This is a genomic window from Solirubrobacter phytolaccae (assembly GCF_027587195.1).
GTDB lineage: Bacteria > Actinomycetota > Thermoleophilia > Solirubrobacterales > Solirubrobacteraceae > Solirubrobacter > Solirubrobacter phytolaccae.
Genome location: NZ_JAPDDP010000021.1, coordinates 42270 through 66055, shown reverse-complemented (window position 1 = coordinate 66055; position 23786 = coordinate 42270). Strand labels below are relative to the sequence as shown.

The window sequence follows — 23786 nt, the reverse complement described above, 5'->3', positions numbered from 1 at the left end:
CGGTGGGAGCTTCACACCCACGCGTTGTTGGGAAATCCGGGCCAACGAGGGCATCATGGCAGTCAGTCCTTCCCTCCGACCACGAGGTTCCAGATGACTCCTTCCGTCCCCACCGGCGCGTCGGCCCCTGCCCGCGTCGCGATCGTCACCGGCGGCTCCCGCGGCATCGGCCGAGCCGTCGTCTCCCGGCTCGCCGCCGACGGCTACAAGGTGGTCGTCGGCTACGCCGGCAACGCCGACGAGGCCGAGGCCGCCGCCCGCGAGGCGGGCGACGCGATCGCCGTCCAGGCCGACGTCGCCGACGAGACCGCCGTCGCCGCGCTGTTCGACGCGGCCGAGACGACGTTCGGCGGAGTGGACGTCGTCGTCCACGCCGCCGGCCGGATGACGCTCTCGCCCGTCGCCGAGCTCGACCTCGACGAGCTGGACGCGCTGCACCGCACGAACATCCGCGGCAGCTTCGTCATCGCGCAGCAGGCGGTGCGGCGGCTGCGTGAAGGCGGCGCGCTGATCACGTTCTCGAGCTCCGTGATCGCGCTCGCGTTCCCAGGCTACGCCGCGTACGCCGCCAGCAAGGGCGCCGTCGAGGCGATGACCCTCGTGCTGGCGCGCGAGCTGCGCGGCCGCGACGTGACGGCCAACACGGTCGCGCCCGGGCCCACCGCCACGGCGCTGTTCCTCGACGGCAAGGACGAGGAGACGATCGACCGGCTCGCGAAGCAGCCGCCGCTCGAGCGCCTGGGCAAGCCCGAGGACATCGCCGGCGTCGTCGCGTTCCTGGCAAGCCCTGAGGGTCATTGGGTCAACGGCCAGGTCGTCCGCGCCAACGGCGGGATCGTCTGATGGACATCCTCGTCACCGGCGCGTCGAGCGGGTTCGGCGCCCTGACCGTGCGCGCGCTGGCCGCACGCGGGCACACCGTCGTCGCGGGCATGCGTGATCTCCAGGGCCGCAACGCGTCCGCCGCGGCCGCGCTGGCGGACGAGCCCGGCGACCTGCGGGCAGTCGACCTCGACGTCACCGACCAGGCGTCCGTCGACGCGGCCGTCGACGGGATCGGACACCTCGACGCCGTGGTCCACAACGCCGGCCACATGGTGATGGGGCCGGCCGAGGCGTTCCTCCCGGAGCAGCTGGCCGAGCTCTACGACGTGAACGTCCTCGGCACCCAGCGGGTGAACCGCGCCGCCCTTCCGCGTCTGCGGGAGCAGGGCAGCGGTCTGCTCGTCTGGGTCGGCAGCTCGAGCACCCGCGGCGGCTGCCCTCCGTTCCTGGCTCCGTACTTCGCGGCGAAGGCGGCCATGGACGCGCTCGCGGTCAGCTACGCGGGCGAGCTGATCCGCTACGGGATCGACACGACGATCGTCGTCCCGGGCGCCTACACGTCCGGGACCAACCACTTCGCGCACGCCGGCACACCCGCCGACGCGCCGCGCGCGGCGGCCTACGACTCCCGCTACGCGGGCTTCATGGACGAGCTCGCGCCCCGACTGGCGAGCCTGACGCCCAGCGACGCCGATCCCGGTGCGGTCGCGGAGGAGATCGCACGCGTCGTCGACCTGCCCTCCGGCGAGCGGCCCCTGCGCACGCACGTGGACCCGACTCGCGACGGCAGCGAGGTCGTCTCGGCCGTCGCCGACCGCCTCCGGGTCGAGTTCTTCCGCCGCGCCGGAATCGCCGATCTCCTCCCCGCCAACGCAGCGCTGTAGACAGGAGCACCGATCATGCCCTTCGCGAACTTCAAGGTGCCGGCCGGCACGCTCACGGCCGAGCAGAAGCACACGATCGTCACCCGCGTCACCGACCTGTACGCGGATCTGTACGGCGACCGCGCACGCGCGAACACGATGGTCCTCGTCGAGGAGGTGACCGACGGCGGGTGGGGCATCGGCGGCGGCGTCCTCACCCTCGCCGACCTCACCGAGCACTAGGGCCCACATTCGCGGCATGTGCGAACACGCGTGCCCGCTGGCACGTTTGTCCGGCCTTGCCATATAGGCTCCGCGCCGATGAGTCGGTTCCGTGTTGTGCTTGCCCTGCTGGCCACCGGGGTGGCCGCCACTGCCGTTCCCACCGCCGCCGATGCGGCGGTGCGGACCTTCCGCTCGCCCTCCGGCAACCTCGGCTGCCAGTTCTACTCCGATGTGGACGTGTCGCGCCAGGTCCGGTGTGAGTGGAAGGGCGGCAACGACCGGGCGATGGTGCTCGACGAGACCCGCAAGGGCAAGCGGATCAAGATCACCGACACCGTGTTCGACCCGAAGGCCAAAGTGCTGGCCTACGGCAAGAGCACGACCTTCGGGCGCCTGAAGTGCACATCGCGCGAGTCCGGCATCACGTGCAAGAGCCTGCGCTCCAAGCACGGGTTCACCGTCTCCGTCCAGAAACAGCGGGTGTTCTGAGCCATGGCCGACGAGCAGCAGTGGGTCTACGACTTCGCCGAGGGCTCGAAGGACATGCGGGAGCTGCTCGGCGGCAAGGGCGCGAACGTCGCCGAGATGACGCGCGTGCTCGGCGCGGACCGCGTGCCGGCGGGCTTCACGATCACGACCGAGGCGTGCGTCGCCTACATGGAGGCCGGCCAGGACGAGCCCGCCGGGATGGCCGACCAGGTCGCCGCGGCGCTCGAGCGCCTGCAGGAGCACACCGGCAAGCAGCTCGGCGACGACGACGATCCGCTGCTCGTCTCCGTCCGCTCCGGCGCCCGCGAGTCCATGCCCGGGATGCTGGACACGGTCCTGAACCTGGGCATGAACGACACGTCGGTGGAAGGGCTCGCGAAGGCCACCGACAACGAGCGCTTCGCGTGGGACTCCTACCGCCGCTTCGTGCAGATGTTCGGCAACGTCAGCCGCGGCATCGACGGTGAGGTGTTCGAGCAGGCGATCGCGGAGGTCAAGGCCGACCGCGGGGTGGAGGAGGACACCGACCTCGACACGGCCGCGCTGAAGGAGCTGACGGAGCGCTTCAAGACGCTCTACTCCGAGCACACCGAGGAGGACTTCCCGCAGGACCCGAAGGAGCAGCTGCGGCTCGCGATCCGCGCGGTGTTCGACTCCTGGACCGGCGACCGCGCGAAGGAGTACCGCCGCATCAACCGCATCCCCGACGACTGGGGCACGGCGGTCAACGTCCAGCAGATGGTCTTCGGCAACAAGGGCGACACGTCGGGCTCCGGGGTCGCGTTCAGCCGCGACGAGGTGACGGGCGCGCCCGAGCCGTCCGGCGACTTCCTGCCGAACGCGCAGGGCGAGGACGTCGTCTCCGGCGCCCGCACACCGCGTGACATCGCCGAGATGGAGGACTGGCTGCCCGACGCCTACGCGCAGCTGATGGACATCCTCCGCACACTCGAGCAGCACTACGGCGACATGCAGGACACCGAGTTCACGGTGGAGGAGGGGCAGCTCTACATGCTCCAGACGCGCGACGCCAAGCGGCCGGCGCAGGCCGCGGTGCGCTTCGCCCGCGACGCCGTCGACGAAGGGCTCCTGGAGCGGGACCAGGCCCTGATGACCGTCGACGCGGAGATGCTGACCGCCCTGCTGGTGAAGACGTTCGACCCCAACGCGGACTACGAGGTGATCACCACCGGCGTGCCCGCCGCGCCCGGCGGCGCCAAGGGCGAGGTCGTCTTCACGGCGCGCGACGCGATCGACGCCGCCGCCGAGGGCCGCGACGTCGTGCTCGTCCGCCCGGACACCAACGCCAACGACGTCGGCGGCTTCCACGCCGCCAAGGGCATCCTCACCAGCCTGGGCGGGAAGGCCAGCCACGCCGCGCTCGTCGCCCGTGGCATGGGCGTGCCGTGCGTCACGGCCGCCTCCGAGCTGAAGATCAGCCTCGAGGACAAGTGCATCCGCGTCGGCGACCGCACGATCGCCGAAGGCGACTTCATCGCCATCAACGGCACCAACGGCGAGGTCACGCTCGACGACGTGCCGCTCGTGGACCCGGCCGAGGACCCGGCCTTCGACGAGATCCTCAAGGCCTTCGAGACCGTGCTGGGCTGGGCCGACGACACGCGCCGGCTTGGCGTGCGGACCAATGCCGACACGCCGGCCGACGCGAAGAAGGCGCGCGAGCTGGGCGCGGAGGGCATCGGGCTGTGCCGGACCGAGCACATGTTCATGGCCGAGGACCGCCAGCCGAAGATGCGGCGGATGATCATGGCCAACACGCGCTCGGCCCGCAAAGACGCGCTCGCGCTGCTGCTGCCGCTGCAGCAGGAGGATTTCGAAGGGCTCTTCGCGGCGATGAAGGGCCTGCCGGTGACGATCCGGCTGCTGGACCCGCCGCTGCACGAGTTCCTCCCGGACCTGCCGGACCTTGCGGCGCAGGTGGAGCGTGCGCGGATCGAGTGCACGGACGATCTGGACGAGCTCGAGGAGCTGTTGGAGACGACCGAGCGCATCTCGGAGGAGAACCCGATGCTGGGCACGCGCGGGTGCCGGCTCGGGATCCTCTACCCCGAGATCTACGAGATGCAGGTCCACGCCATCCTGCGGGCGGCGAAGGCGATGGACGTGCCGCCGCACCCCGAGATCATGATCCCGCTCGTCGACTACGAGCACGAGCTCGAGATCATGCGCGAGCTCGTGGTCCGGGTCGGAGACGACGAAGGGCTGCATGAGGGAGAGGACTACACGGTCGGGACCATGATCGAGCTCCCCCGCGCGTGTTTTGTTGCAGATCGCATCGCAAAATTTGCAGACTTCTTCTCTTTCGGCACAAATGACCTGACTCAGACGGCGCTCGGGTTCTCCCGCGACGACGTCGAGTCCAAGTTCGTGCCGGTCTACATGGAGCGCAAGATCATCGAGCGCTCGCCGTTCGAGACGATCGACAAGCCGGGCGTCGGCTGGCTCGTGCGGCTCGCGGCGTGGGTCGGGCGGGAGGCCAAGCCGGACCTCAAGCTCGGCATCTGCGGCGAGCACGGGGGCGATCCCGATTCGATCGAGTTCTTCCACATGGCGGGGCTCGACTACGTCTCGTGCTCGCCGTTCCGCGTCCCGATCGCGCGGGTGGCGGCCGCGCAGGCGGCGATCATCCATGCCAACGATCGGTCATGGGCTGACGCGTAATCGCAAAGAGTTCGTGCCGACTTTGCGCAATCGTCCGGTGCCATCCACGGAGCCGGTCAGAATGGAGGCGTGAGCGCCCCGACCGTCAGCGACTTCGCCTCCGCCCAGCAGGCTCGGGAGGCCGCGTGGCTGTCGCCACTGGCCACGTTGTCGTATCCGGCGCGGCGCCGGCGCGAGGAGGAAGACAGCGGGGTGCGCACGCCGTTCCAGCGCGACCGCGACCGGATCGTGCACTCCAAGCCGTTCCGCCGGCTCAAGCACAAGACGCAGGTGTTCGTCTCGCCCGAGGGCGATCACTTCCGCACGCGGCTCACGCACACGCTTGAGGTCACGGGCATCAGCCGCACCGTCGCGCGGGCGCTGCGGCTCAACGAGGACTTGACGGAGGCGATCGGGCTCGGGCACGACGTCGGGCATCCGCCGTTCGGGCACATCGGGGAGGACGTGCTGGACCGCGCCGGGCGTGAGCGCTTCGGCCGCGGGTTCCGCCACAATGAGCACTCGCTGCGGGTCGTGGACGTGCTCGAGGACCTCAACCTGACCGATCCGGTGCGGGATGGGATCCTGCGCCACTCGTCCGGCGCCGGCGAGCCCGCCACGCTCGAGGGCAAGATCGTCCGGCTCGTGGACCGGATCGCGTACATCAACCACGACATCGACGACGCGCTGCGAGCGGGCGTGCTGGCGGTGGAGGACCTGCCCGCGCGCGAGATCGCCATCCTCGGCCCGACCGGCCCGGCGCGGATCGACACGCTCGTCAACGACCTCGTCGAGCACTCGGAGGCCGCGGGGGACATCGCGCAGGGGGAGGAGATCGGGCGCGCGATGTACGCCCTGCGCTCGTTCATGTTCGAGCGCGTGTACCTCGGGCCGACCCAGCGCGCGCAGGCCGCTCGGGTCGAGCGGGTGCTGCGCGGACTCTTCGACTGGTACTGCGAGCACCCGGACGAGCTGCCGCCGGGGGAGATGCCGGACCGTGTGATCGACTACTTGGCAGGGATGACCGACCGGTTCGCCATTCGTGCCTGGAGCGAGCGCTTCGTTCCGCAGGGCCTGGCGGCCTGATGGCGCGGTACACCGACGAGTCACGCGAACGGGTCCGCGACGCCGTGGACTTCGCCGAGGTCGTCGGCGCGCGCACGGAGCTCCGGCGGTCGGGCATCGCGCGCTTGGAAGGGCTGTGCCCGTTCCACGACGAGCGCTCGCCGTCCTTCGGCATCAACCCGACGGAGAAGGTCTACTACTGCTTCGGCTGCGGCGCCGGCGGTGACGTCTTCAAGTTCGTGATGGCCACGGAGAACCTGTCCTTCGGTGAGGCGCTGGAGTCGTTGGCCGAGCGCTATCGCGTGCCGCTGGAGCGCGAGTCCGAGGACCCGCGGGAGGCCGAGCGCCGGCAGAAGCGCGACCGGTTGCTGGCGCTGCTCGAGCGCACGGCCGCGTACTACGTGCGCGTGTTGTGGGAGTCGCCCGAGGCGGAGGACGCGCGGGCGTACCTGCAGTCGCGTGGGCTCCAGGAGGGCGCGCTGCGGGCGTTCCGCGTGGGGTTCGCTCCGGACACGTGGGATCGCGTCGTGCTCGGGTCGCGGCGGGCGGGCTACGGCGAGGGCGAGCTGGTGGCCGCGGGGCTGGCCTCGCGCTCTTCGCGCGGCACGCTGATCGACCGCTTCCGCGGGCGGATCACGTTCCCGCTGGCCGACGAGCGCGGGCGCGTGCTGGGCTTCGGCGCGCGGGCGATGAAGCCCGACGACAAGCCCAAGTACCTCAACACGTCCGAGAACGACCTGTTCCACAAGGGGCGGATCGTCTACGGGGCGGACCTGGCCCGCGCGGCGGCGGCCAAGGCGGGGCGCGTGGTGCTCGTCGAGGGCTACACGGACGTGATCGCCTTGCATCAGGCGGGCGTGCCCGAGGTCGTGGCGCAGATGGGTACGGCGTTGACGGACGCGCAGGTGGACGCGATCGCGCGGCTCGCGCCCAAGGCCTTGTTCTGCCAGGACCCGGACCGGGCGGGGCAGGAGTCGGTGGCCAAGGGCATCGCGTCGCTGCGGACCCACAACAAGGGGCGCTCCACCCGGGCGGTCGAGTTCAAGATCGTGCGCCTGCCGCTGGGCGAGGATCCCGCGGACGTCGTCCAGAAGTCGGGCGCCGACGAGATGCGCGCGCTGCTGGAGAAGGCGATCCCGATCGAGCGGTTCGAGGTCGAACGGGCCCTCGAGCAGCGCGACGCGAGCACGGACGAGATGCTCGCGGCCGTCAAGCCGATCATCGCGTCGATGCGGCCCACGATCTTGCGCGATCAGCTCGTGGAGCTGATCGCGAACAAGTTCTCGATGACGTCGAACATGGTCAACGAGCTCCTGCAGGCGCCGGCGACCCAGCAGCCGCCGTTCACGGCCCGCTCCCGCGGCGAGATGCGCGGGCGCGGCGAGCCGGGAAGGGGCGGCAACCCGCCGCGGTCCGGCTGGACGCGCGGGGGCGGACAGCCGCCCCAGGGGCGTCTCCAGGGAGGGCCCGCGCCTCAGGGTGCTCAGGGCGGGCCAGCGCCGGCACAGCACGGTGGCAGCGGTGGACAGGCCACGCCCCCGCACGCGGGGGCCGACCAGCGGGGCGGCGGACAGGCGCCGACGAACCAGCGGGGTGCTGGGCAGCCTCCGGCCGACCAGGGGGCCGGCGGACAGGGCTCGGCGAACCAATCGGGCGGTGGGCAGCCTCCGGCCGACCAGCGGGGCGGGGGACATCCGCCGGTCGACCATCCGGCCGGCGGGCACGATCCTGCGAACCCGGGCGCGGCTGGGCAGCACGCGCCGTCCGGCGCACACGGGCCGTCGGTGCCGGGGCAACCTGGCGCGGCACCCACGGAGGGCGACGCGCACGGGACGCGTCCGACCGGCGCGTCGGCGCTCCCGGGGGCATCGGTGCCGGAGAATCCGGTCTCGGACGGCCCGCCTCCGCCGGAGTGGGACGGCTTCTCCGGCGACGACGACTACGACCCGGGTGCGTTCGGCGCTCCCGGGGAGTGGGCCGACGCTCCGGCCGCGGACCCCGGGCCGGTCGGTCCGCCGCCCGGTGCGTGGGAGCCGCAGCCTCAGGCGACGGGCTGGACTCCGCAACCGCCGGCGCAGCAACAGGGCTGGCAGCGCGAGTGGCAGCCGCGTGGCGGGGGCGGCGGTGGTCGGCGCGACCAGCGCGGCGGCGGTCGGGGCAACTACCGTGGCGGCGGTGGGCGTGACCGCGATCGCTATCGCCGTGACGAGCCGCCGCCCGAGCCGAACGATCCACACGCCGCGATCGCGCGGCGCGAGCGTCACGAGCACGCGTTCCTGGCGTTCTGCATCGCGCTGCCCGAGGAGGGCGAGAAGCGCCTCGCGACCTTCGACGTCGACGACTACTTCTCCGCGCCTGCGACGCGTCACGCCGCCGCGTACCTGCGCGGCCGGCTGCGCTCTCCCACGGCGCACCTGCCGACGGGTGACGAGAACCTCGCACGCGTCATCGCGAAGCTCGTGGTGGACTCCGGCATGCTCGACGCGACGTCCGCGAAGTTCGAGCTCGAGGCGCTGCAGCTCGAGCTGCACCGGATCGAGCGGCGCATCTCGAACGCCCGGGTGAGCGGTGCGACGGGCGTGACCGAGCTCGCCGTGGAACGCGAGCGCGTGCTGACCGAGATCCGCTCCCGCCTCGCCTGAGCTTCCCGTCGATCCGAGCGCGAGAGCGTCGCGTCGTCGCGCCAGGGAGCGGCCCGTTCCCTGGCGGCGGCAAGGGTCGAAGCGGCCAAGTGCGTCCTGCTCCGCGCCGAAGTCGAGAGCGGAACCACGCAACTGCCGTCGCGGTTACTACTATGTGGGCCGCAGCTGCTTGAGCGGCTGTTCGGTCGGGGGTAGCTCAACGGCAGAGCATTCGGCTGTTAACCGAAGGGTTGTGGGTTCGAATCCCACCCCCCGAGCTTGAAAGAGGTCCGCATCGCGAGATGCGGGCCTCTTTTGCGTTCTGGCGCCGATTCGACCTACTACTCCGCAAGGAGTTGGCACATCTGTACGGGAGCCGACGTTAGTTTGCAGGCCTAAACGGCTAAAGAGCACACATTGTCAGGGGATGGGACGTCCCTCGCGCAGCAGTTCGCGCGAAGCCCGTTCCGCAAGTGATGTGTGGGAGGTAGGAATGCGAAAGCAGGCCATTGCGGCACTGCTCACGTTGGGATGTGTCGGCATCCCGGCGGCAGCTCAGGCCCAGGAAACGCCAGCGCCGACGCCGACGCCCCAGCCCGGGGCGGAGAAGTTCGAGAAGGTCACGCTGAACGACTTTCCGGGCGAGCCGATGAACCTCGCGGTGCTGCCGGACGGCCGCGTGCTGCACACGGCGCGCACCGGCGAGGTTCGAATCCACGACCCGAAGTCCGGGCGCAACGTGCTCGCGGTGCGGTTCGAGGTGTACTCGCACGACGAGGAAGGACTGCAGAGCGTCGCGATCAACCCGCGGACGTTCGCGAAGGACAAGTGGGTGTACGCGTACTACTCGCCGCCGCAGAACACGCCGGCGGACAACCCGGCGACGCCGGGCTTCAACGAGGGTGACGCGCCGGATGACGGGCCGCTCGCGACGTTCCAGCCGTTCAAGGGCGTGATCCGCCTGTCGCGGTTCAAGCTCAAGGGCAGCCGGATCGACGTCGGGACCGAGCAGAAGATCATCGACGTGCCGGTCGACCGTGGCCAGTGCTGCCACGTGGGCGGCAACATCGAGTTCGACAACGCGGGCAACCTGTACCTGTCGACCGGTGACGACACGAACCCGTTCTTCTCGGACGGCTACTCGCCGCTGGACGACTCGCCGAACCGCAACCCGGTGTTCGACGCTCGCCGCAGCGCGGGCAACACGAACGACCTGCGCGGCAAGATCCTGCGGATCACGCCGAAGACGGGCAAGCCGGGCTACACGGTGCCGAAGGGCAACCTGTTCCCCAAGGGCAAGGCCAAGACCAAGCCCGAGATCTTCGCGATGGGCCTGCGCAACCCGTACCGCTTCGGGATCGATCCCAAGTCGGGCACGCTCTACGTCGGCGACTACTCGCCGGACGCCGAGAAGCCCGATCCCGCGCGCGGCCCCGCCGGCCACGGGCGCTGGATCATCATCAAGGAAGCGGCCAACTATGGCTGGCCGTACTGCGTGACGCCGACGCTGACGTACAACGACTTCGACTTCGCCACGAAGACCTCGGGCCTGAAGTTCGACTGCAAGGCCGGGCCGACCAACGACTCGGCGTACAACACGGGCCTCACCAAGCTGCCGCCGGTCGCGCGCCCGGACATCTGGTACTCGTACGTCCTCTCGCCGCACTTCCCGCAGCTCGAGGTCAAGGGCCCGGAGGGCAACGGCGGCATCGCCCCGATGGGCGGCCCGGCGTACGAGCCGATCAAGGGCAACAAGTCCGTGTTCCGCTTCCCGAACTCGTACGCGGGCAAGCCGCTCTTCTACGAGTGGACGCGCGACTACATCAAGATGATCGAGCTCAACAAGGTCGGTCGCGTGGACGAGATCGACGGCTTCGCGCCGTTCGTCGACAACCCGATGGACGTCGAGTGGGGCCCTGACGGCTCGCTCTACGTGCTCGAGTACGGCGACGGCTACTTCGCCGAGAACCCGGACGCGCAGCTGTCGAAGATCAACTACGTGCGCGGCAACCGCTCGCCCGTGGTGAAGGTCGCAGCCAGCGTCCACGGCGGCCGTGCGCCGCTCGCGGTCCAGTTCAGCTCGGTCGGCACCACCGACCCGGACGGTGACAAGCTCACGTACGCGTGGGACTTCGACGCCGACGGCAAGGTCGACAGCAGCGCGCCGAACCCGGGCTACACGTACACCAAGAACGGCGAGTACCGCGCGACGGTCAAGGTGACCGACCAGACCAAGCGCACCGCGTCCGCGGACGTGCGCATCCTGGTCGGCAACCAGGAGCCGGTCCTGGAGCTCGTCACCACCCCCAAGGCGAACGACCCGGCCGCGCCGTTCCAGTTCGGCCAGACGATCACCTACGAGGTCAAGGTGACCGACGACGCGGTCGTCGACTGCACGAAGGTCACCGTGGCGTACATCCTCGGCCACGAGCGCCACGGCCACCCGCAGTCCTCGAGCGTCGGCTGCACGGGCCAGATCACGGTTCCGCTCGACGCCGGCCACGCGGGCGCGGCGAACCTGAGCGCGATCCTCGGCGCGTCCTACACCGACGCGGGCGCCGACGGGCAGCCGGGCCTGACCGGCACCACCCAGGTGCAGTTCACGCCGCCGGCTCCCCCGCACGGCGGGAACTAGCCGTCGCGACGGTCGCGGCCCAGCGCTCCAGCTGGGCCGCGGCCTCCGCGGGCCCGGGATGCATCCGCGTCCAGCGCGCGAGCTCGCCCGCCCGCGCACGCAACCCGCGTGAGCGCAGCGCCCGCCGCACGGCCAACCGGACGCCCCAGGGCGTCAGGAAACGCGGCGCGAGCCGCACACCGACGCCCGCCCAGTCCACGCGGGCCGCCGTCTCGGCCATGTCCCCGGCGGCCGGGCAGATCAAGACCGGCACGCCGCTCGCCAGGGCCCGCGCGACCGTCCCGTGCCCGCCGTGGCAGATCACGAGGTCGCAGCGCGGCATCGTCTCGGCGTAGGACATCCACGGCACGAGCACCGCGTTCGCGGGAGCGTCCCGCGGCTCGCTGATCGCGATCACGCGCACCGGCTCGTCCGCGAGCCCGTCCAACACCGCGCGCAGCAGCGACCCCGACGGGTCCTGCGACGTCGAGGTCGCGACGAGCACCACGGGTCCGTCACCGGGAGGCGGTGCCACGCAAGGCCCGCCCGGCTCCCACAGCATTGGCCCGACCACCCGCGTCCACGACGGCCACGCCCGCGGGTACTCGAGCTGCGGGAACGTCCCGATCATCGTCAACCCGCGCGAGAGCCCGGTGTGGACATAGCTCAAGGGCGGCAACCCCAGCCGTGCCCGGCAGTCGTTGTACTCCGCACGCCCCTGCTCGAGCCCGACGGCCACCAGCCGGTCGGTGCGCGTCCACACGGCCCGGCCCAACCGGGTCCGCGGCAGCCGCGCGCCGATCGAGAACGGCGGGAACCCGGGCGGGAGGTACGGGAAGACGTGGGGGACGAGCGTGGCCACGGGGACGCCCTCGAGCTCGCAGGCCAGGACCGGCGCCGCAGTGAGGATGTCGGAAACCGCCACGTCGGGCGCGAACGACTGCACGAACGACCGCGTGGTGAGCGCCGCCCGCGCCGCCGCCTCGTAGGGCTTCAGCGGCACTTCCCGCGTCGGGAAGACCTGGTACTCGGGGGCCGCCGCGAACGTCATCCCCGCCGCCTCCGCGGGCTCGCGCCAGCGCTCCCACGTCTCGATCCCCACCTCGTGCCCGCGCGCGACCAGCTCGGTCCCGAGGGCGAGCACCGGGAACGCGTGCCCCGGGTCCCCGAACGCCCCGAGCAGCACCCTCACGGCAGATCCCGCGCGTAGCCGACCATCTGCAGGCCGACCCACGGGTGCCACTCGGTCCGGCCGTCCCGCTCCCAGCCCCGCGCCTGGTAGAAGCTCTCCGCGGGCGCGCCGTCCGGCGTCCACAGGATCTCGCTGATGTACCCGCGGATGACCATCTCGGCCTCCGCACGGGAGAGCAGCATCCCCGCGAGGCCTTCACGCCAGCGCGAGGGATGCGTGAACACGAGCCCGACGTGCGCGACGTCCGCGGCCACGTCGGACGGCCGGAACGCGACGGTGGCGACGAGCCGGCCGTCCTCGTCGAACGCGCCCTCGATCCACGAGGTCGGCTGCAGGTACTTGTTCGCCCACCCGGTCGGCGCGATCGGCACCGTCCAGCCCTTGGGCGTCCACTCCAGATACGTCTCGTCGCAGGCGCGCGCGAGGTCCGTCAATGCGTCCAGGTCCGCGCCGCCGAGGGCCCGGACGTTCACTCGACCAGCTCGGCGACCGCGCGCAGCTGCGCGACGCGTTCCTCGAAGCTCCAGGCCATGGGGGAGACCATCAGCGTGCCGACCCCGGACTCGCGGTACACGCGCAGGCGCTCCCGCACGACGTCGGCCGGCCCGACGAGCGCGACGGTGTCGATCAGCTCGCCCGGCAGGGACGCGGCCGCCTCGTCCTTCTTGCCCGCCAGGTACAGCTCCTGGACCGTGTCCGCGGCCTCCTCGAAGCCGTAGCGGCGGATCAGCGCGTTGTAGAAGTTCTGCTTGCGCGAGCCCATCCCGCCCGTGTAGAGCGCGACGTAGTGGCGCATCGCGTCGCGCGCGCGCTCCAGGTCTTCGCTGACCATCACGGTGACGGTGGGGACGATGTCGAAGTCCGCGAAGCTCTTGCCGCCACCCGCCGCGGCGAAGCCCTCCTCGAGCAGCGGCCGGAACTCGCCGACGTGCTCGGGGGAGAAGAGCGTCGGCAGCCAGCCGTCGGCGATCTCGGCGGCGAGCGTCGTGTTCTTCGGCCCGATCGCGGCGATGTAGATCGGGATCCGCTCCTGGACAGGCGCGATCGTCAGCTTCAGCGCCTTCCCGGGCCCGTCCGGCAAAGGCAGCTGCAGCGTCTCACCGTCATAGACGACGCGCTCGCGCCGCAACGCCAGCCGGACCACGTCCACGTACTCGCGCGTGCGCTGCAGCTGACGCGCGAACCGCTGCCCGTGCCAGCCCTCGGCCACCTGCGGCCCGCTGGAGCCGATCCCGAGCAGCATGCGACCGTCGCTGAGCTGATCGATCGTCGCCGCGGTCATGGCCGTCATCGCGGCGCTGCGCCCGGGCATCTGGAAGATCGCGGAGCCGAGCTTGATCGTGCTCGTGGCCTGCGCGAGCCAGGCGAGGATGGTCGCGGCGTCCGACCCGTAGGCCTCGGCCGTCCAGACGCTGTCGTAGCCGAGCCGTTCGGCCTCCAGCACCAGCTCCAGCTGCTGCTGGGCCGTGAGCCCGAGACCCCAATATCCGATGTGCAACCCCAGCTTCACAGCTGGGCAAGCTATCAGCGGGCTGCGCCGATCCGGTCCACCAGCCGCAGCAGGTGGAGCGGCGAGAACGGCTTGGTGAGGAAGAGGTCCGCGCCGGCCTCCTGCGCGCCGCGTTCGACCACGTCACCCGAGTCGCCGGTGAGCATCACGATCGTCGCGCTCGCCGTCACCGGGTCGCTGCGCAGCCGCCGGCACGTCTCGATCCCGTTCAGCCGCGGCATGTCCACGTCCAGGAAGACGATCTCCGGGCGCGCGAGCATCGCCCGCTCGACCGCCTCGAGCCCGTCGCCCGCCTCCTGCAGCCGGTAGCCCGAGATGTCCTCGAGCGTGGTGGCGATCAGCTTGCGGATCATCGGATCGTCGTCGACGATCAGGATCGTCCGCGTCACAGCGCACCCCGCAGCCGCGCGAACTGCTCGTCCGGGATCTTGTCGAACGCGTCTACTACCTGCGGGTCGAACTGGGTGCCGGAGAACTTGCGGATCTCTACGCGCGCGTCCGGCCAGCTCGACGCGGGCCGGTACGGGCGGTCCGTCGTGAGCGCGTCCAGCGTGTCCGCCACCGAGAACACGCGCGCGGCGAGCGGGATCTCCTCACCCGCGAGGCCGTCCGGGTAGCCGGTGCCGTCCCAGCGCTCGTGGTGGTGGCGGACGACGAGCTTGCCCTCGCCGAGGAAGTCGACGTCGCGCAGGATCTCCGCCCCGACGACGGGGTGCTGGGCGATCAGCGCGTACTCCTCCTCGGTGAGCTTGCTGGTCTTGAACAGGATCGCGTCCGGCACGGCCACCTTGCCGATGTCGTGCAGCAGGAAGCCGAACTCGATCTGCGGCGACTCCTCGAGGCTGAGCCCGACCGCGCGGGCGAGCTCCATCCCGTAGGCCGTCACCCGCTCGGCGTGCTTGCCCGTGTACGCGTCGCGCGCCTCCACGGCGTTCGACAGCGCGCGCACGGTCGCCCTGTAGGAGCGACGAAGCTCCTGCGCGCGGGCGCGCTCCTGCTTGAACACCTCGCGCAGATCCGCCGCGTAGCGTTCCAGCTGACGCTGTCGGGACGCGGCCTGCTGCTCCGTGCGCTCAAGGCGTGCACGGAGGAGAGGAACGGTCTCCTCTTCAGTACCGGCGCTCAAATCTCCACCATCGGGGCCCGCCAACGCTCGAACTAGCCTACTGAGCGCTGAAACGCAGCGGCGTGAGGGATCTTGCTGTCATCGACACACATACGCATCTGGTGGCTCTCCGTGGCCGTCCTGCTCGTGGTTGTGACCGCGCTGCTGATGCGCGAGCGGATTGTCGAGATCGACGTGAGTGAGACCGCCGCACGGGTCGAGAAGTTACGCGGCTTGCGCTTCGAGGACGCTCCTGTGGCCTTTCGGGTCAGCCAGGAGACTGCTTCCTCCGGCGTCTGGTCGGTGCCGGAAGCGCAACGCGCGATGCTCGAGCTGCTCGATCTGGTCGCTCCAGGCGAGTCCCTGGAGGACGACGGCGGAGTCTGGGGCGCCGCCGTGCACGGCGAGAACTACATCGTCATCGCGGACGACGGGCCGCGGCTCGGGCCGCTCTACGAGTCGATCGTCGCGCACGAGCTGACGCACACGCTCGAGGATCAGCACTTCGGCGCCTACGAGACGGAGGAGATGAGCGACGACGCCGCGACGGCCACCGCCGCGCTGACCGAGGGGACCGCGATGCTGGTCGAGCGCGACTACGCCGACCGCTACCTCGGCGGCAAGCGGCCGGACGACGGCGACTGGTCCGACGGCTGGCTGGGGCGCGAGTACCGGTTCGTGTACGAGGAGGGCGAGCGGTTCGTCGCCGCGCTGCGTGACCAGGGCGGCTGGCCGATGGTGGACCGGGCGCTGGCGTCACGGCCGCCGGAGAGCAGCGAGCAGGTGCTGCACCCGGAGAAGTGGCGCGCGGGCGAGGAGCCGCTGCCCACCGAGACGCCGCTCGTGAACCTCGGCCCGGGCTGGAAGCGCGTGGACCGGGACGTCTGGGGCGAGTGGCGGACGCGCGCGATCGTCGGCCCACGACTCGCGACCGGGTGGGGCGGGGACCAGTTCGAGCTCTGGCGCCGCGGCGACGAGCACACGCTGGTGATGACCTGGGAGTGGGACACCGAGAGCGGAGCCCGCGCGCTCGCCGACGGGCTGCGGGCCCGGCCGTTCATGCGGCGGCCGGGCGCCCAGTTGCGGCACGCGGGCGCCCGGGTGAACTTGGTCTTGGCGCCGTCCGACGCCGTCGCCGCGCGCGTGAGCTAGCGCCAGCGGTGCTTCGGACGGTCCGGCCGGTCCGGTGGCGTCAGGTTGACGACGTCGTCGATCCGCTCGTCCAGGTCGGCCGCGATCTTGTCGCGCTGCGCCTGGGTGAGATGCCCGTCCTTGACGGCCTGGTCGAGCCGCTCGGTCGTCTTCGCCTTCAGCGCGGCCTTGAGCCCTTCGACCGTCTTGCCGCTGGTCGCCTTGGCGATGTCGGCGAGTGACTTGCCGTCCCGGAGCTGCTCGCGCAGCTGCTCCTGCGTGAGCCCGAGGTACTCGGCCGCGCCCTCGGCGCCGCCGAACCCGAACCCGAACCCGCGCGCGCCGGGACCGCCGCCCGGGCCACCCGGTCCAGGTCCGCCGCGTCCGCCCGGCGCCTTCGGGCCGTGCCCGCCGACGATCGGACCGAGCCCGGGGAGCAGCGGCGCACCGGAGCTCAGGCGCTGCTTGGCCGCGTCACCCTGCTCCTTCGTCAGCTTCCCGGCGGCGACCGCCGCGTCGATCCGCGCCTCAGCCGCGCCCTTGAGCGCCGTGTCGAGCTGATCGCGCGTGACATTGAGCCGCTTGGCGACGTCGTCCAGGAACGCCTTCTGCTCGGCGGCCCGGTCGGCCTGCTTCGGCGCCACGGACCCGGACTGGCCGGCGGCGTACGCCCCGCCGCTCCCGGCGAGGACCGCAAGCCCGGCCGCCCCGGCGACCAGCTTGCGCTTTGCGGAGATGGGCATGAGTGAAACTTGAGCACGCCTCCGTCAGAGGAACGTAAGAACGGGGGTAGGCTTTCGCGCCGCGTTCTCACACGCGGGCCGGTAGCTCAGCGGTTAGAGCAGCGGACTCATAATCCGACGCGCGCAGGTTCGATTCCTGCCCGGCCCATCGTCAGTGCACGTGCGGCAGACCGAGCTAGGAACGGGTGAGCCGCTCGTCTTCGATGTCAGGCGCACGCTCGTAGGCCATCATCACGACCTCGTGTCGCGCCTGCGTCGGTGCATCTCGGGCTCGGCACGAAGTCCTGATGGCCTCGAGTTCGTCGTACGCGCCGCGGAGCAGCTCCGCTACGGCTGACCGGCCCTCGTCGTCGAGCAGGAGCGGGCTGCGCGTGAGATGTGCGTCGGCGTCGTCGAAGCTCCCTCCGGCAGCGGCCTGTCGTACCTCGCCGTTGATCAGCTGCAAGAGCCCGAGCGTGAGGCTCCGGCGCATCTCGATCGGAAGCGACTCCCACTCGAATCCGTCGATCTCCGGTGCGATCGTCGCGCGGTACAGGCGGGTGTTCGCGCCGCGTCGTCGTTCTGTGCCGACCAGCTCGGCGTAGCCGTGCCTGACGAGCATTCCGGTGTGGTAGGCGACGCTGTTGACCGGCTCCCCGAGCCGGCGGGCCACGTCACTCGGGCTCACGGGTCCGCTGAGATACTCGAAGAGGAGTCGGTGGCGGAGCGGATGGCTCAACGCGCGTCCGAGAGCGCCAGACATTGCTGAATGGTCGCAGATCACTGATTGGGACCGCCCGTCCGCGACGCGGACGGGCGGTCAGGCGTCGTCAAGAGCCCTTCCACAGGCCGGACTCGTTGATGACCGGATGGTTGATCGCATCGAGGATCACCGTTTCACCCCCTCTCGTGGTTCGCGGACGACGTGTCCTCGGAGCCTGCCGCGGCGAACGCCGAAGACGTAGGGTGATTGGATCACCTGGGCGGACGCGCTACGAGCCCGAACTCTGTCCGTGATCCGCCCGCATCTGAGCAGGCCCCGGTCATGTCGCACCCGCTCTGCGGCGCACGCCGTCGACGCCGCCGCTACCACTCACGGACCCGCGAGCGCGGCCTGGCACTCGGCGGAGATGCCCTGGAGCTGCTCGCGGACGCCGGCGACCTGCTCGCTCACGTTCCCGCCCGAGAACAGCGAGCCGAGGGCGGACAGGTAAGCCTTGCCGCAGTCGGCGGCGATCTTGGCCTTGGCGTCGGCGGCCTGGACCTTCGCCTGGGCCTCGTCGAGGCGCGCCTGGGCGCGGTCGGTGGCGTCCGCGGCGGTGTCGGCGACCACGGTCGCGGCGGCCTGCGCGTCCTCCTGGGCCTGGGTGACGGTCTGCTGGGCGGTCTCGATCTCCTGCTGGGTGGCGTCGACGTCGGCCTGGGCGGTCCCGATCTGCTGCATGAGCGTGTCGAAGCCGGCCTTGAGCGCGGCCGCGACGGTGCCGCCCGACTGCTCGGCCTCGTCGACCTGGGTCTGGAGCGCGGTGACGTCGGCCTGGGTGCTCTCGAGGTCCGAGTCGAGGGAGAGGGCCCAGACGAGCAGGCCCGCGGCGACGACCAGCAGCACGGCGCTGATCCAGATCCACGGGTTGCGGCGCTTCGGCGACGGCGTCGCGGTGGGCGTCGCGGCCGGCTGCGGTTGGGTGGTCGACATGTTCCCGAGGCTGCTCCGCCGGCGCGGGATGCGCCTCACCCGGATCGGATGATGCCCCGCCGGGACCCCGGGGCGATGCTCGGATTCCCGTCTGAGAAGGAGGAACCGGTGACCGAGGAAGCGCTCGAGGAAATGGGCCCGATCGACTACGTCGTGCTCGAATGGCCGGGCCGGCAGCCGAAGGGCGAGGTCGTGCCGTTGCTGATCGACCTCGTCGAGCGCGGGATCATCCGCGTGCTCGACGTCGCGCTGATGATCAAGGCCGAGAACGGCACCGTCGCGGCCGTCGACTTCGGCGCGGACAATGGCGGCAGCGGCGGCTTCGAGGCGTTCGACGGCGCGTCGTCCGGCCTGATCACGCAGGAGGACCTCGAAGAGGCCGCCGAAGCGCTGGCGCCCGGGACCTCCGCCGCCGTGCTCGTGTGGGAGAACCGCTGGGCCGCCCCGGTGGCGGTCGCGCTGCGGCGCTCCGGCGGCCAACTCGCCGCGAGCGGGCGCATCCACATCCAGGCGCTGCTTGCCGCGCTCGAGGAGACCGAGCTCGCCAGCCCGTCGGCGAGCTGAGAGCTAGAGGAGACACGCATGCCCGGACTGCTTCGCGGGATCGCCCGCACCGCCGCCGTCGCCGGCACGGCGACCGCCGTCAGCAACCGCGTCTCACGCCGCCAGGCGAACCGCTGGGCGAGCCAGGGGTCCTATCCGCCGCAGTACGCGGAGGAACCGCCGGCCGCGCCGCCGCCGTCGGCCCCGCCGGTCGACACGGTCGCGCAGCTGCGGGAGCTGGCCAAGCTCCGCGACGACGGGATCCTCACCGACGAGGAGTTCGCCGCCGAGAAGCGCAAGGTGCTGGGCTGAGGCTGTAGGCGATGGTCGGATCTCGAATCACCGACGCGGCGCTGCGCCCGGCGCGCGCGAGCTGGGCGTTCGCCCTCCGGACCGAGCGCGACACGCGCCGGCGCGTGATCGACGGCGGCGGGCGCGTGACGCTCGTGTGCGTCGACACCGCCCTCGGCTCGCCGTACGCGCACCAGGCCGTGACGCGGATTGTCGATAGCGCGCTGGCCGAGCACGTGGTCGCCCGGGCCCTGGACCGCCTGGACGAGGAGCACGCCGCGCAGCAGGTGGCGGACCGGCTGCTGGCCGGCGGCGTGGTCGAGCGACTCGCCGAGCGGGTGCTCGAAGGGCCCGAGCTCGAGCGCATCGTCGAGCAGGCGCTCGCGAGCCCGGGAGCCGCGCGGATGATCGCGCGCGTGGTCGAGAGCGACGTCGTCGAGACCGCCACGATGGGGCTCGTCGAGGACATCGTCGGGCGACTGCGCGAGAGCCGCGCGCTGTGGACGTTGATCGACGACATCGCGCAGAGCCCGGCCGTCCTGGACGCGATCGCCCAGCAGAGCGCCGGCCTCGCCGACCAGGTGGGCGACGAGCTGCGCGAGCGCTCGCGCAACGCCGACGAACGGCTCGAGCGGGCCGCGTGGCGGCTGTTCCACCGCCGGCCCGCGGGCGAAGGAGCGCCATCGACGACGGGCACCGCGTGAACGTCCCGCCCGAGCCCGGGCCGCCGGTGCCGAGCTACGCCGGCCTGGCGACCCGGACGCTGGCGTTCGCGGTCGACGCGCTGGTGATCAACCTCGTCGCGTGGCTCGTGGGCGCGATCGTCGCGCTCGGCCTGTCCCTGCTGACGGTCCCGGACGGGGTGCGGACGATCATCGCCGCCGTCGCGGCCGGCGTGGCGCTGCTCTGGACGGCCGCGTACTTCGTGTTCTTCTGGTCGGGCAACGGGCAGACGCCCGGCAACCGGCTGCTCGGGATCACGGTCCGCGAGGCACGCTCGGGCGAGCCGCTGCGGGTCCGGCGCGCGGCGCTGCGCATGCTCGCGCTGCCGCTCTCGGCCCTCCCGCTGTGCGCCGGGTTCCTGACGATCCTCGTGGACGGCCGGCGGCGCGCGCTGCACGACCGGATCGCCCGGACCGTCGTGGTCTACGTTCCCGCCCGGGCTCCGGCGCCCCCGCGGCGCACCCCGGTGGTGGCGCACGAGACCCACGCGAAGGTATGACCGGCCTCCTGCTGGCGACCGTGACCGCGTCGGTCGCCGTGCAGGTGCCGTGCCGCCGGGCGCGGTCCAGCAGATCGTCGTCAGTAGCCGGAGCGGTCGATCGGCAGCCGCTCGCGCTCGCGCCGGAGGTCGGCCTGGGCCAGGTAGACCTGCTCCGCGCTCTCGGGCGCGGCGCGACGTGTGAGCCAGTAGGCGAGCGAGCCGAGCACGGGGAAGCAGACGATGCACGCCACCCAGGCCGTGATCGCCCAGCCGCCGTAGTCGCGGCCGAACAGGTCGACGATGGAGAGGGCCGCGAGGACGATCAGGAACGGCGTGACGATGATCAGGAACTCGGTCACAGCGTGAGGTTCCGCAGCTGGAACCCGCGCACGATGTCCGTGACGCCGCGCAGCAGCGCCCAGATGCCGGCGACGACGAGCAGCGTGTAGGCCTTCTCGATGAAGAACTGGCCGGCGGTCCAGAAGGCCACGATCATCATCAGCACCCCGGCGATCAGGCTCAGCCACCACAGCGGGTTGCCGGCCTGGACGAGGAACGCCTCGACCGTCCACCAGACGCCGACGAGCAGGAACAGGAAGCCGAGCATGTCGGCGAGGCCCGCGAACGTGGCCTCGGGGTTGACGAAGCACAGGATCCCGGCGATCAGCATCAGCACGCCGAAGACGATCGAGAGCCACCGCAGGTGGTCGGCGACCGCGGCCTGGAGAAAGCTCGTCATGCCGGCGAAGACGAACATGCAGCCGATGATCACGCCGACGGTGGACACGGAGGCCGCGTCGAACTGGAGGATCACGAGGGCGGCGACGATCCAGACCACGCCGGTCATCAGCCACAGCCACCAGAGGTTCTGGGCCTGGAGTTCGAGCGCCTGCGACTGGCCGCCGAGGGCGGCGTCGCCGGCGTGGGGGGAGACGGTCGAGCTCACTCGGGTCGCTCCTTGAAGTGGGTGGTGAACGAGGTCATCGTTCCGCCGCGGCGGGGTGGGCGCACGGGCGCGCGCCAGCCGCTCGACGTGGTGTGCGCACCCGTCCACGACGGGTGTGGCTTCACCCGAATCAGGCGATGCCCACGGGCCGGCGCGGACCTAGCGTCGGGGCATGGAGACATTGGACCACACCCATCGCAGCCCGGTGATCGCGGCGTTCTCGCCCGACACCGGTGCGCGCGAGCCCGTCGAGTTCGGCGTGGCGGCGAGCCGCGTGACGGGTGCGCCGCTCGTGGTCGTCGTCGTGGTCGACACGGGCTCGCTGCACGTGCACTTCGGCGCCGACGAGGCGCCGACGCTTCCGGGCTCGATCGCCGAGTCCGTCCGCCATCTCGAGCACGACCTCGAGCGGCGCGGCATCGTCGCCGAGATCCGTCCCTTCGAGGACTCCACCGCGGCGCGCGGCCTGGCCCGGGCGATCGACGAGTGCTCGCCGGAGCTGGTCGTCGTCGGCTCCACGAGCCGCGCTCCCCGGGGCGCGATGCTCCTCGGCACGACGGCCGAGCGCGTCATCCACGTCAGCGAGAGCCCGGTCGCGGTGGTCCCGAACGGCTACGTGCGGCCCGACGGCGGCGTCGCGACGATCGGGGTCGCGCTGCCCACGCAACCGGAGTCCGACGAGGTCCTGCGTGTGGCCGGCTCGCTGGCGCGCACCGGCGGCGCGAAGCTGCGCGTGCTCACCGTGATCGATCCGCGGCACGCGCAGGAGGAGGCGCACGGCCTGCTCGCCGAGCAGCACCACGAGGTCGGCACCGAGGCGCAGACCGCCGCGCGCATGCGGTTCACGATCGAGGCCAACGCCCGCGCCCGGCTGACCGAGCTGGCGGGAGGCGTGGACGCCGAGATCGACGTGATGATCGACGAGCCGGTCCGCGCGCTCGTCGCCGCGTCCGCGCACCTGGACCTGTTGGTCATGGGCTCACGCGGCCTGGGCCCGCGCCGGGCGGTCGTGCTCGGCAGCGTCTCCCGCCGCGTCGTCGACCGCGCCGCGTGCCCGGTGATCGTGATCCCGCGCGGCAGCGAGGCCAAGGCGGAGGAGCTGCTCGCGGACGCCGACGCGCACGCCCCGAGCGCCACGTGACGTGGGTGGACCCCGGCCCGCCCGCCCGGGGGACGGCGGACGGGCCGGAGGTCAGTGGTGCGCGAGCCGCTCCTCGTGGGGCCCGCGCGCCTGCTCGTCGCGCCGCACGCTGCGCTTCCACAGCGCGTCGAGCACGACGGCGAGCCCGGCCAGCGCGATGATCGCCACGAACGTCGCCGGGTCGTTGCGCAGCGTGTCGGCCACGAAGAAGCCGAGCACGACCACCGCCACGACGATCGCGGTGACGGCGATCACCGGGTTCGCGCCCGTGTCCGCGCGCCGCCGCCACCCGGCGAGCGCGACGAGGACGAACACGCAGAGCGCGATCGCGCTGCCGAGCGAGGCGATCGCCGACAGGTCGACGAGGTTGGCCACGAGCAGGATGAGCGCGGCGGTGAGCAGCAGGCCGATGTGCGCGCCGCCCTTGGTCGCGCGCCCGAACACGGTCGGGAACTGGCCGACCGAGGCCAGCATCCGGGTCAGGCCGCCGGACGCGTACAGCGTGGCGTTGACCGAGGACGTCGTGGCCAGGATCGCCGCGAGCGCCATCATCGTGAAGCCCGCGTCACCGAGCGCGGGGCGCGCGGCCTCGGCGATCGCCGTCTCACCGTGGCGGACGACGTCGTCGACGGGCAGCGTGCCGAACACGCCGAACGCGATCAGGACGTACAGGCCGCCGGTCACGGCCAGCGCGGTGTACATCGCCCGCGGGAGCCCGCGCGCCGGATCGCGCAGGTCGCCCGCCGAGAACGTAATCACGCTGAAGCCCATGAACGCGAAGAACGTCAGCGCGACGCTGGCGACGACGTCGGCGAGCGGGGGATAGCCGCTGAACGCGAGCAGGCCCCAGTCCACGTCGGGGAGCGTGACCGCGATGAAGACCGCGAACACGCACAGCTCGACGATCACGATCGCCGACATGTAGCCCAGCCACTAGGCGAT

25 protein-coding genes and 2 tRNA genes are annotated in these 23786 nt (G+C 71.6%); 16 read left to right on the top strand and 11 right to left on the bottom strand.

Going from position 1 to position 23786, the window contains the following annotated elements; genetic code table 11:
* Positions 1 to 93: 93 nt before the first annotated feature.
* The 9 genes from OJ997_RS13850 to OJ997_RS13810 all read left to right on the top strand — a co-directional run bounded on the left by OJ997_RS13850 (position 94) and on the right by OJ997_RS13810 (position 11384).
* The gene (locus OJ997_RS13850; RefSeq protein ID WP_270025704.1) at positions 94 to 843 is read left to right on the top strand and encodes an SDR family oxidoreductase; all 750 of its coding nucleotides are present in this window, start codon (positions 94 to 96) and stop codon (positions 841 to 843) included.
* Positions 843 to 1709, top strand: coding sequence for an SDR family NAD(P)-dependent oxidoreductase (locus tag OJ997_RS13845; protein ID WP_270025703.1), 867 nt, complete (start codon positions 843 to 845; stop codon positions 1707 to 1709). The genes OJ997_RS13850 and OJ997_RS13845 overlap by 1 nt, the downstream gene beginning before the upstream one ends.
* Before the next feature lie 15 nt (positions 1710 to 1724).
* Positions 1725 to 1931 (top strand): tautomerase family protein, encoded by a 207-nt coding sequence (locus OJ997_RS13840; protein WP_270025702.1) that lies wholly within the window; start codon positions 1725 to 1727, stop codon positions 1929 to 1931.
* A gap of 78 nt (positions 1932 to 2009) precedes the next feature.
* Complete coding sequence (locus tag OJ997_RS13835) at positions 2010 to 2402, top strand: DUF6636 domain-containing protein (protein ID WP_270025701.1); 393 nt, start codon at positions 2010 to 2012, stop codon at positions 2400 to 2402.
* Between the two features lie 3 nt (positions 2403 to 2405).
* Positions 2406 to 5084: a pyruvate, phosphate dikinase gene (gene ppdK, locus OJ997_RS13830; RefSeq protein ID WP_270025700.1), complete on the top strand. Its 2679-nt coding sequence runs from the start codon at positions 2406 to 2408 to the stop codon at positions 5082 to 5084.
* 69 nt (positions 5085 to 5153) lie between these two features.
* Positions 5154 to 6149, top strand: a complete 996-nt coding sequence (locus OJ997_RS13825; protein WP_270025699.1) for a deoxyguanosinetriphosphate triphosphohydrolase — start codon at positions 5154 to 5156, stop codon at positions 6147 to 6149.
* Entirely contained in the window at positions 6149 to 8770 is a 2622-nt protein-coding gene (gene dnaG / locus OJ997_RS13820) for a DNA primase (RefSeq protein ID WP_270025698.1), read from the top strand. The genes OJ997_RS13825 and dnaG overlap by 1 nt, the downstream gene beginning before the upstream one ends.
* A gap of 185 nt (positions 8771 to 8955) precedes the next feature.
* A tRNA-Asn gene (locus tag OJ997_RS13815) sits at positions 8956 to 9027 on the top strand.
* Positions 9028 to 9242: 215 nt separating this feature from the next.
* On the top strand, positions 9243 to 11384 hold the full coding sequence (locus OJ997_RS13810) for a PQQ-dependent sugar dehydrogenase (protein WP_270025697.1): 2142 nt from the start codon (positions 9243 to 9245) through the stop codon (positions 11382 to 11384).
* Here the strand turns inward: OJ997_RS13810 and OJ997_RS13805 are convergent.
* The 5 genes from OJ997_RS13805 to OJ997_RS13785 are packed head-to-tail and all read right to left on the bottom strand — an operon-like array spanning position 11350 to position 15191.
* Positions 11350 to 12555 (bottom strand): glycosyltransferase, encoded by a 1206-nt coding sequence (locus tag OJ997_RS13805; protein ID WP_270025696.1) that lies wholly within the window; start codon positions 12553 to 12555, stop codon positions 11350 to 11352. The genes OJ997_RS13810 and OJ997_RS13805 overlap by 35 nt on opposite strands.
* Positions 12552 to 13028 carry a GNAT family N-acetyltransferase gene (locus OJ997_RS13800; RefSeq protein ID WP_270025695.1) on the bottom strand — a complete coding sequence of 159 codons (477 nt, stop codon included), beginning with the start codon at positions 13026 to 13028 and terminating at the stop codon, positions 12552 to 12554. The genes OJ997_RS13805 and OJ997_RS13800 overlap by 4 nt, the downstream gene beginning before the upstream one ends.
* On the bottom strand, positions 13025 to 14065 hold the full coding sequence (locus OJ997_RS13795; RefSeq protein ID WP_270025694.1) for an LLM class F420-dependent oxidoreductase: 1041 nt from the start codon (positions 14063 to 14065) through the stop codon (positions 13025 to 13027). Before OJ997_RS13795 ends, OJ997_RS13800 begins: the two co-directional genes overlap by 4 nt.
* Before the next feature lie 14 nt (positions 14066 to 14079).
* Positions 14080 to 14454: a response regulator gene (locus tag OJ997_RS13790; RefSeq protein ID WP_270025693.1), complete on the bottom strand. Its 375-nt coding sequence runs from the start codon at positions 14452 to 14454 to the stop codon at positions 14080 to 14082.
* Positions 14451 to 15191 (bottom strand): HD-GYP domain-containing protein, encoded by a 741-nt coding sequence (locus tag OJ997_RS13785; RefSeq protein ID WP_270025692.1) that lies wholly within the window; start codon positions 15189 to 15191, stop codon positions 14451 to 14453. The genes OJ997_RS13790 and OJ997_RS13785 overlap by 4 nt, the downstream gene beginning before the upstream one ends.
* A gap of 111 nt (positions 15192 to 15302) precedes the next feature.
* Between OJ997_RS13785 and OJ997_RS13780 the strand changes: the two genes are divergently transcribed.
* A complete protein-coding gene (locus tag OJ997_RS13780) occupies positions 15303 to 16322 on the top strand; it encodes a hypothetical protein (RefSeq protein WP_270025691.1) in 1020 nt (339 codons plus the stop codon).
* Here OJ997_RS13780 and OJ997_RS13775 read toward each other — a convergent pair.
* On the bottom strand, positions 16319 to 17044 hold the full coding sequence (locus OJ997_RS13775) for a hypothetical protein (protein ID WP_270025690.1): 726 nt from the start codon (positions 17042 to 17044) through the stop codon (positions 16319 to 16321). The genes OJ997_RS13780 and OJ997_RS13775 overlap by 4 nt on opposite strands.
* Positions 17045 to 17119: 75 nt before the next feature.
* Here OJ997_RS13775 and OJ997_RS13770 point away from each other — a divergent pair.
* Positions 17120 to 17192 (top strand) — tRNA-Ile (locus tag OJ997_RS13770).
* 27 nt (positions 17193 to 17219) lie between these two features.
* On the opposite strand, the gene OJ997_RS13765 is transcribed toward OJ997_RS13770, so the two are convergent.
* A complete protein-coding gene (locus tag OJ997_RS13765) occupies positions 17220 to 17696 on the bottom strand; it encodes a hypothetical protein (protein WP_270025689.1) in 477 nt (158 codons plus the stop codon).
* Positions 17697 to 18116: 420 nt separating this feature from the next.
* Positions 18117 to 18719: a hypothetical protein gene (locus OJ997_RS13760; RefSeq protein WP_270025688.1), complete on the bottom strand. Its 603-nt coding sequence runs from the start codon at positions 18717 to 18719 to the stop codon at positions 18117 to 18119.
* A 108-nt stretch (positions 18720 to 18827) separates the two neighbouring features.
* On the opposite strand from OJ997_RS13760, the gene OJ997_RS13755 reads away from it, so the two are divergent.
* Genes OJ997_RS13755 through OJ997_RS13740 form a run of 4 tightly spaced genes read left to right on the top strand, consistent with a single transcriptional unit; the run spans position 18828 to position 20775 of the window.
* Positions 18828 to 19283, top strand: coding sequence for a DUF6325 family protein (locus OJ997_RS13755; RefSeq protein ID WP_270025687.1), 456 nt, complete (start codon positions 18828 to 18830; stop codon positions 19281 to 19283).
* An 18-nt stretch (positions 19284 to 19301) separates the two neighbouring features.
* Positions 19302 to 19574 (top strand): SHOCT domain-containing protein, encoded by a 273-nt coding sequence (locus OJ997_RS13750; RefSeq protein ID WP_270025686.1) that lies wholly within the window; start codon positions 19302 to 19304, stop codon positions 19572 to 19574.
* A gap of 11 nt (positions 19575 to 19585) precedes the next feature.
* Positions 19586 to 20257 (top strand): hypothetical protein, encoded by a 672-nt coding sequence (locus OJ997_RS13745; RefSeq protein WP_270025685.1) that lies wholly within the window; start codon positions 19586 to 19588, stop codon positions 20255 to 20257.
* Complete coding sequence (locus OJ997_RS13740; protein WP_270025684.1) at positions 20254 to 20775, top strand: RDD family protein; 522 nt, start codon at positions 20254 to 20256, stop codon at positions 20773 to 20775. The genes OJ997_RS13745 and OJ997_RS13740 overlap by 4 nt, the downstream gene beginning before the upstream one ends.
* An 80-nt stretch (positions 20776 to 20855) precedes the next feature.
* Here the strand turns inward: OJ997_RS13740 and OJ997_RS13735 are convergent, their stop codons facing one another.
* Positions 20856 to 21116: a PLDc N-terminal domain-containing protein gene (locus OJ997_RS13735; RefSeq protein WP_270025683.1), complete on the bottom strand. Its 261-nt coding sequence runs from the start codon at positions 21114 to 21116 to the stop codon at positions 20856 to 20858.
* Positions 21113 to 21703, bottom strand: a complete 591-nt coding sequence (locus tag OJ997_RS13730; RefSeq protein ID WP_270025682.1) for an HdeD family acid-resistance protein — start codon at positions 21701 to 21703, stop codon at positions 21113 to 21115. The genes OJ997_RS13735 and OJ997_RS13730 overlap by 4 nt, the downstream gene beginning before the upstream one ends.
* 172 nt (positions 21704 to 21875) lie before the next feature.
* Between OJ997_RS13730 and OJ997_RS13725 the strand changes: the two genes are divergently transcribed.
* A complete protein-coding gene (locus OJ997_RS13725) occupies positions 21876 to 22844 on the top strand; it encodes a universal stress protein (protein ID WP_270025681.1) in 969 nt (322 codons plus the stop codon).
* 51 nt (positions 22845 to 22895) lie between these two features.
* Here the strand turns inward: OJ997_RS13725 and OJ997_RS13720 are convergent, their stop codons facing one another.
* Positions 22896 to 23765: an APC family permease gene (locus tag OJ997_RS13720; protein WP_270025680.1), complete on the bottom strand. Its 870-nt coding sequence runs from the start codon at positions 23763 to 23765 to the stop codon at positions 22896 to 22898.
* Positions 23766 to 23786: the final 21 nt, after the last annotated feature.

Excerpts from the sequence above, each read along its gene's own strand:
- OJ997_RS13745 (WP_270025685.1), top strand. The coding sequence starts at position 19,586 with ATGGTCGGATCTCGAATCACCGACGCGGCGCTGCGCCCGGCGCGCGCG.
- OJ997_RS13750 (WP_270025686.1), top strand. The coding sequence starts at position 19,302 with ATGCCCGGACTGCTTCGCGGGATCGCCCGCACCGCCGCCGTCGCCGGC.
- dnaG (WP_270025698.1), top strand. The coding sequence starts at position 6,149 with ATGGCGCGGTACACCGACGAGTCACGCGAACGGGTCCGCGACGCCGTG.
- OJ997_RS13840 (WP_270025702.1), top strand. The coding sequence starts at position 1,725 with ATGCCCTTCGCGAACTTCAAGGTGCCGGCCGGCACGCTCACGGCCGAG.
- OJ997_RS13810 (WP_270025697.1), top strand. The coding sequence starts at position 9,243 with ATGCGAAAGCAGGCCATTGCGGCACTGCTCACGTTGGGATGTGTCGGC.
- OJ997_RS13760 (WP_270025688.1), bottom strand. The coding sequence starts at position 18,719 with ATGTCGACCACCCAACCGCAGCCGGCCGCGACGCCCACCGCGACGCCG.
- OJ997_RS13775 (WP_270025690.1), bottom strand. The coding sequence starts at position 17,044 with ATGCCCATCTCCGCAAAGCGCAAGCTGGTCGCCGGGGCGGCCGGGCTT.
- OJ997_RS13720 (WP_270025680.1), bottom strand. The coding sequence starts at position 23,765 with ATGTCGGCGATCGTGATCGTCGAGCTGTGCGTGTTCGCGGTCTTCATC.
- OJ997_RS13845 (WP_270025703.1), top strand. The coding sequence starts at position 843 with ATGGACATCCTCGTCACCGGCGCGTCGAGCGGGTTCGGCGCCCTGACC.
- OJ997_RS13725 (WP_270025681.1), top strand. The coding sequence starts at position 21,876 with ATGGAGACATTGGACCACACCCATCGCAGCCCGGTGATCGCGGCGTTC.
- OJ997_RS13835 (WP_270025701.1), top strand. The coding sequence starts at position 2,010 with ATGAGTCGGTTCCGTGTTGTGCTTGCCCTGCTGGCCACCGGGGTGGCC.
- ppdK (WP_270025700.1), top strand. The coding sequence starts at position 2,406 with ATGGCCGACGAGCAGCAGTGGGTCTACGACTTCGCCGAGGGCTCGAAG.
- OJ997_RS13850 (WP_270025704.1), top strand. The coding sequence starts at position 94 with ATGACTCCTTCCGTCCCCACCGGCGCGTCGGCCCCTGCCCGCGTCGCG.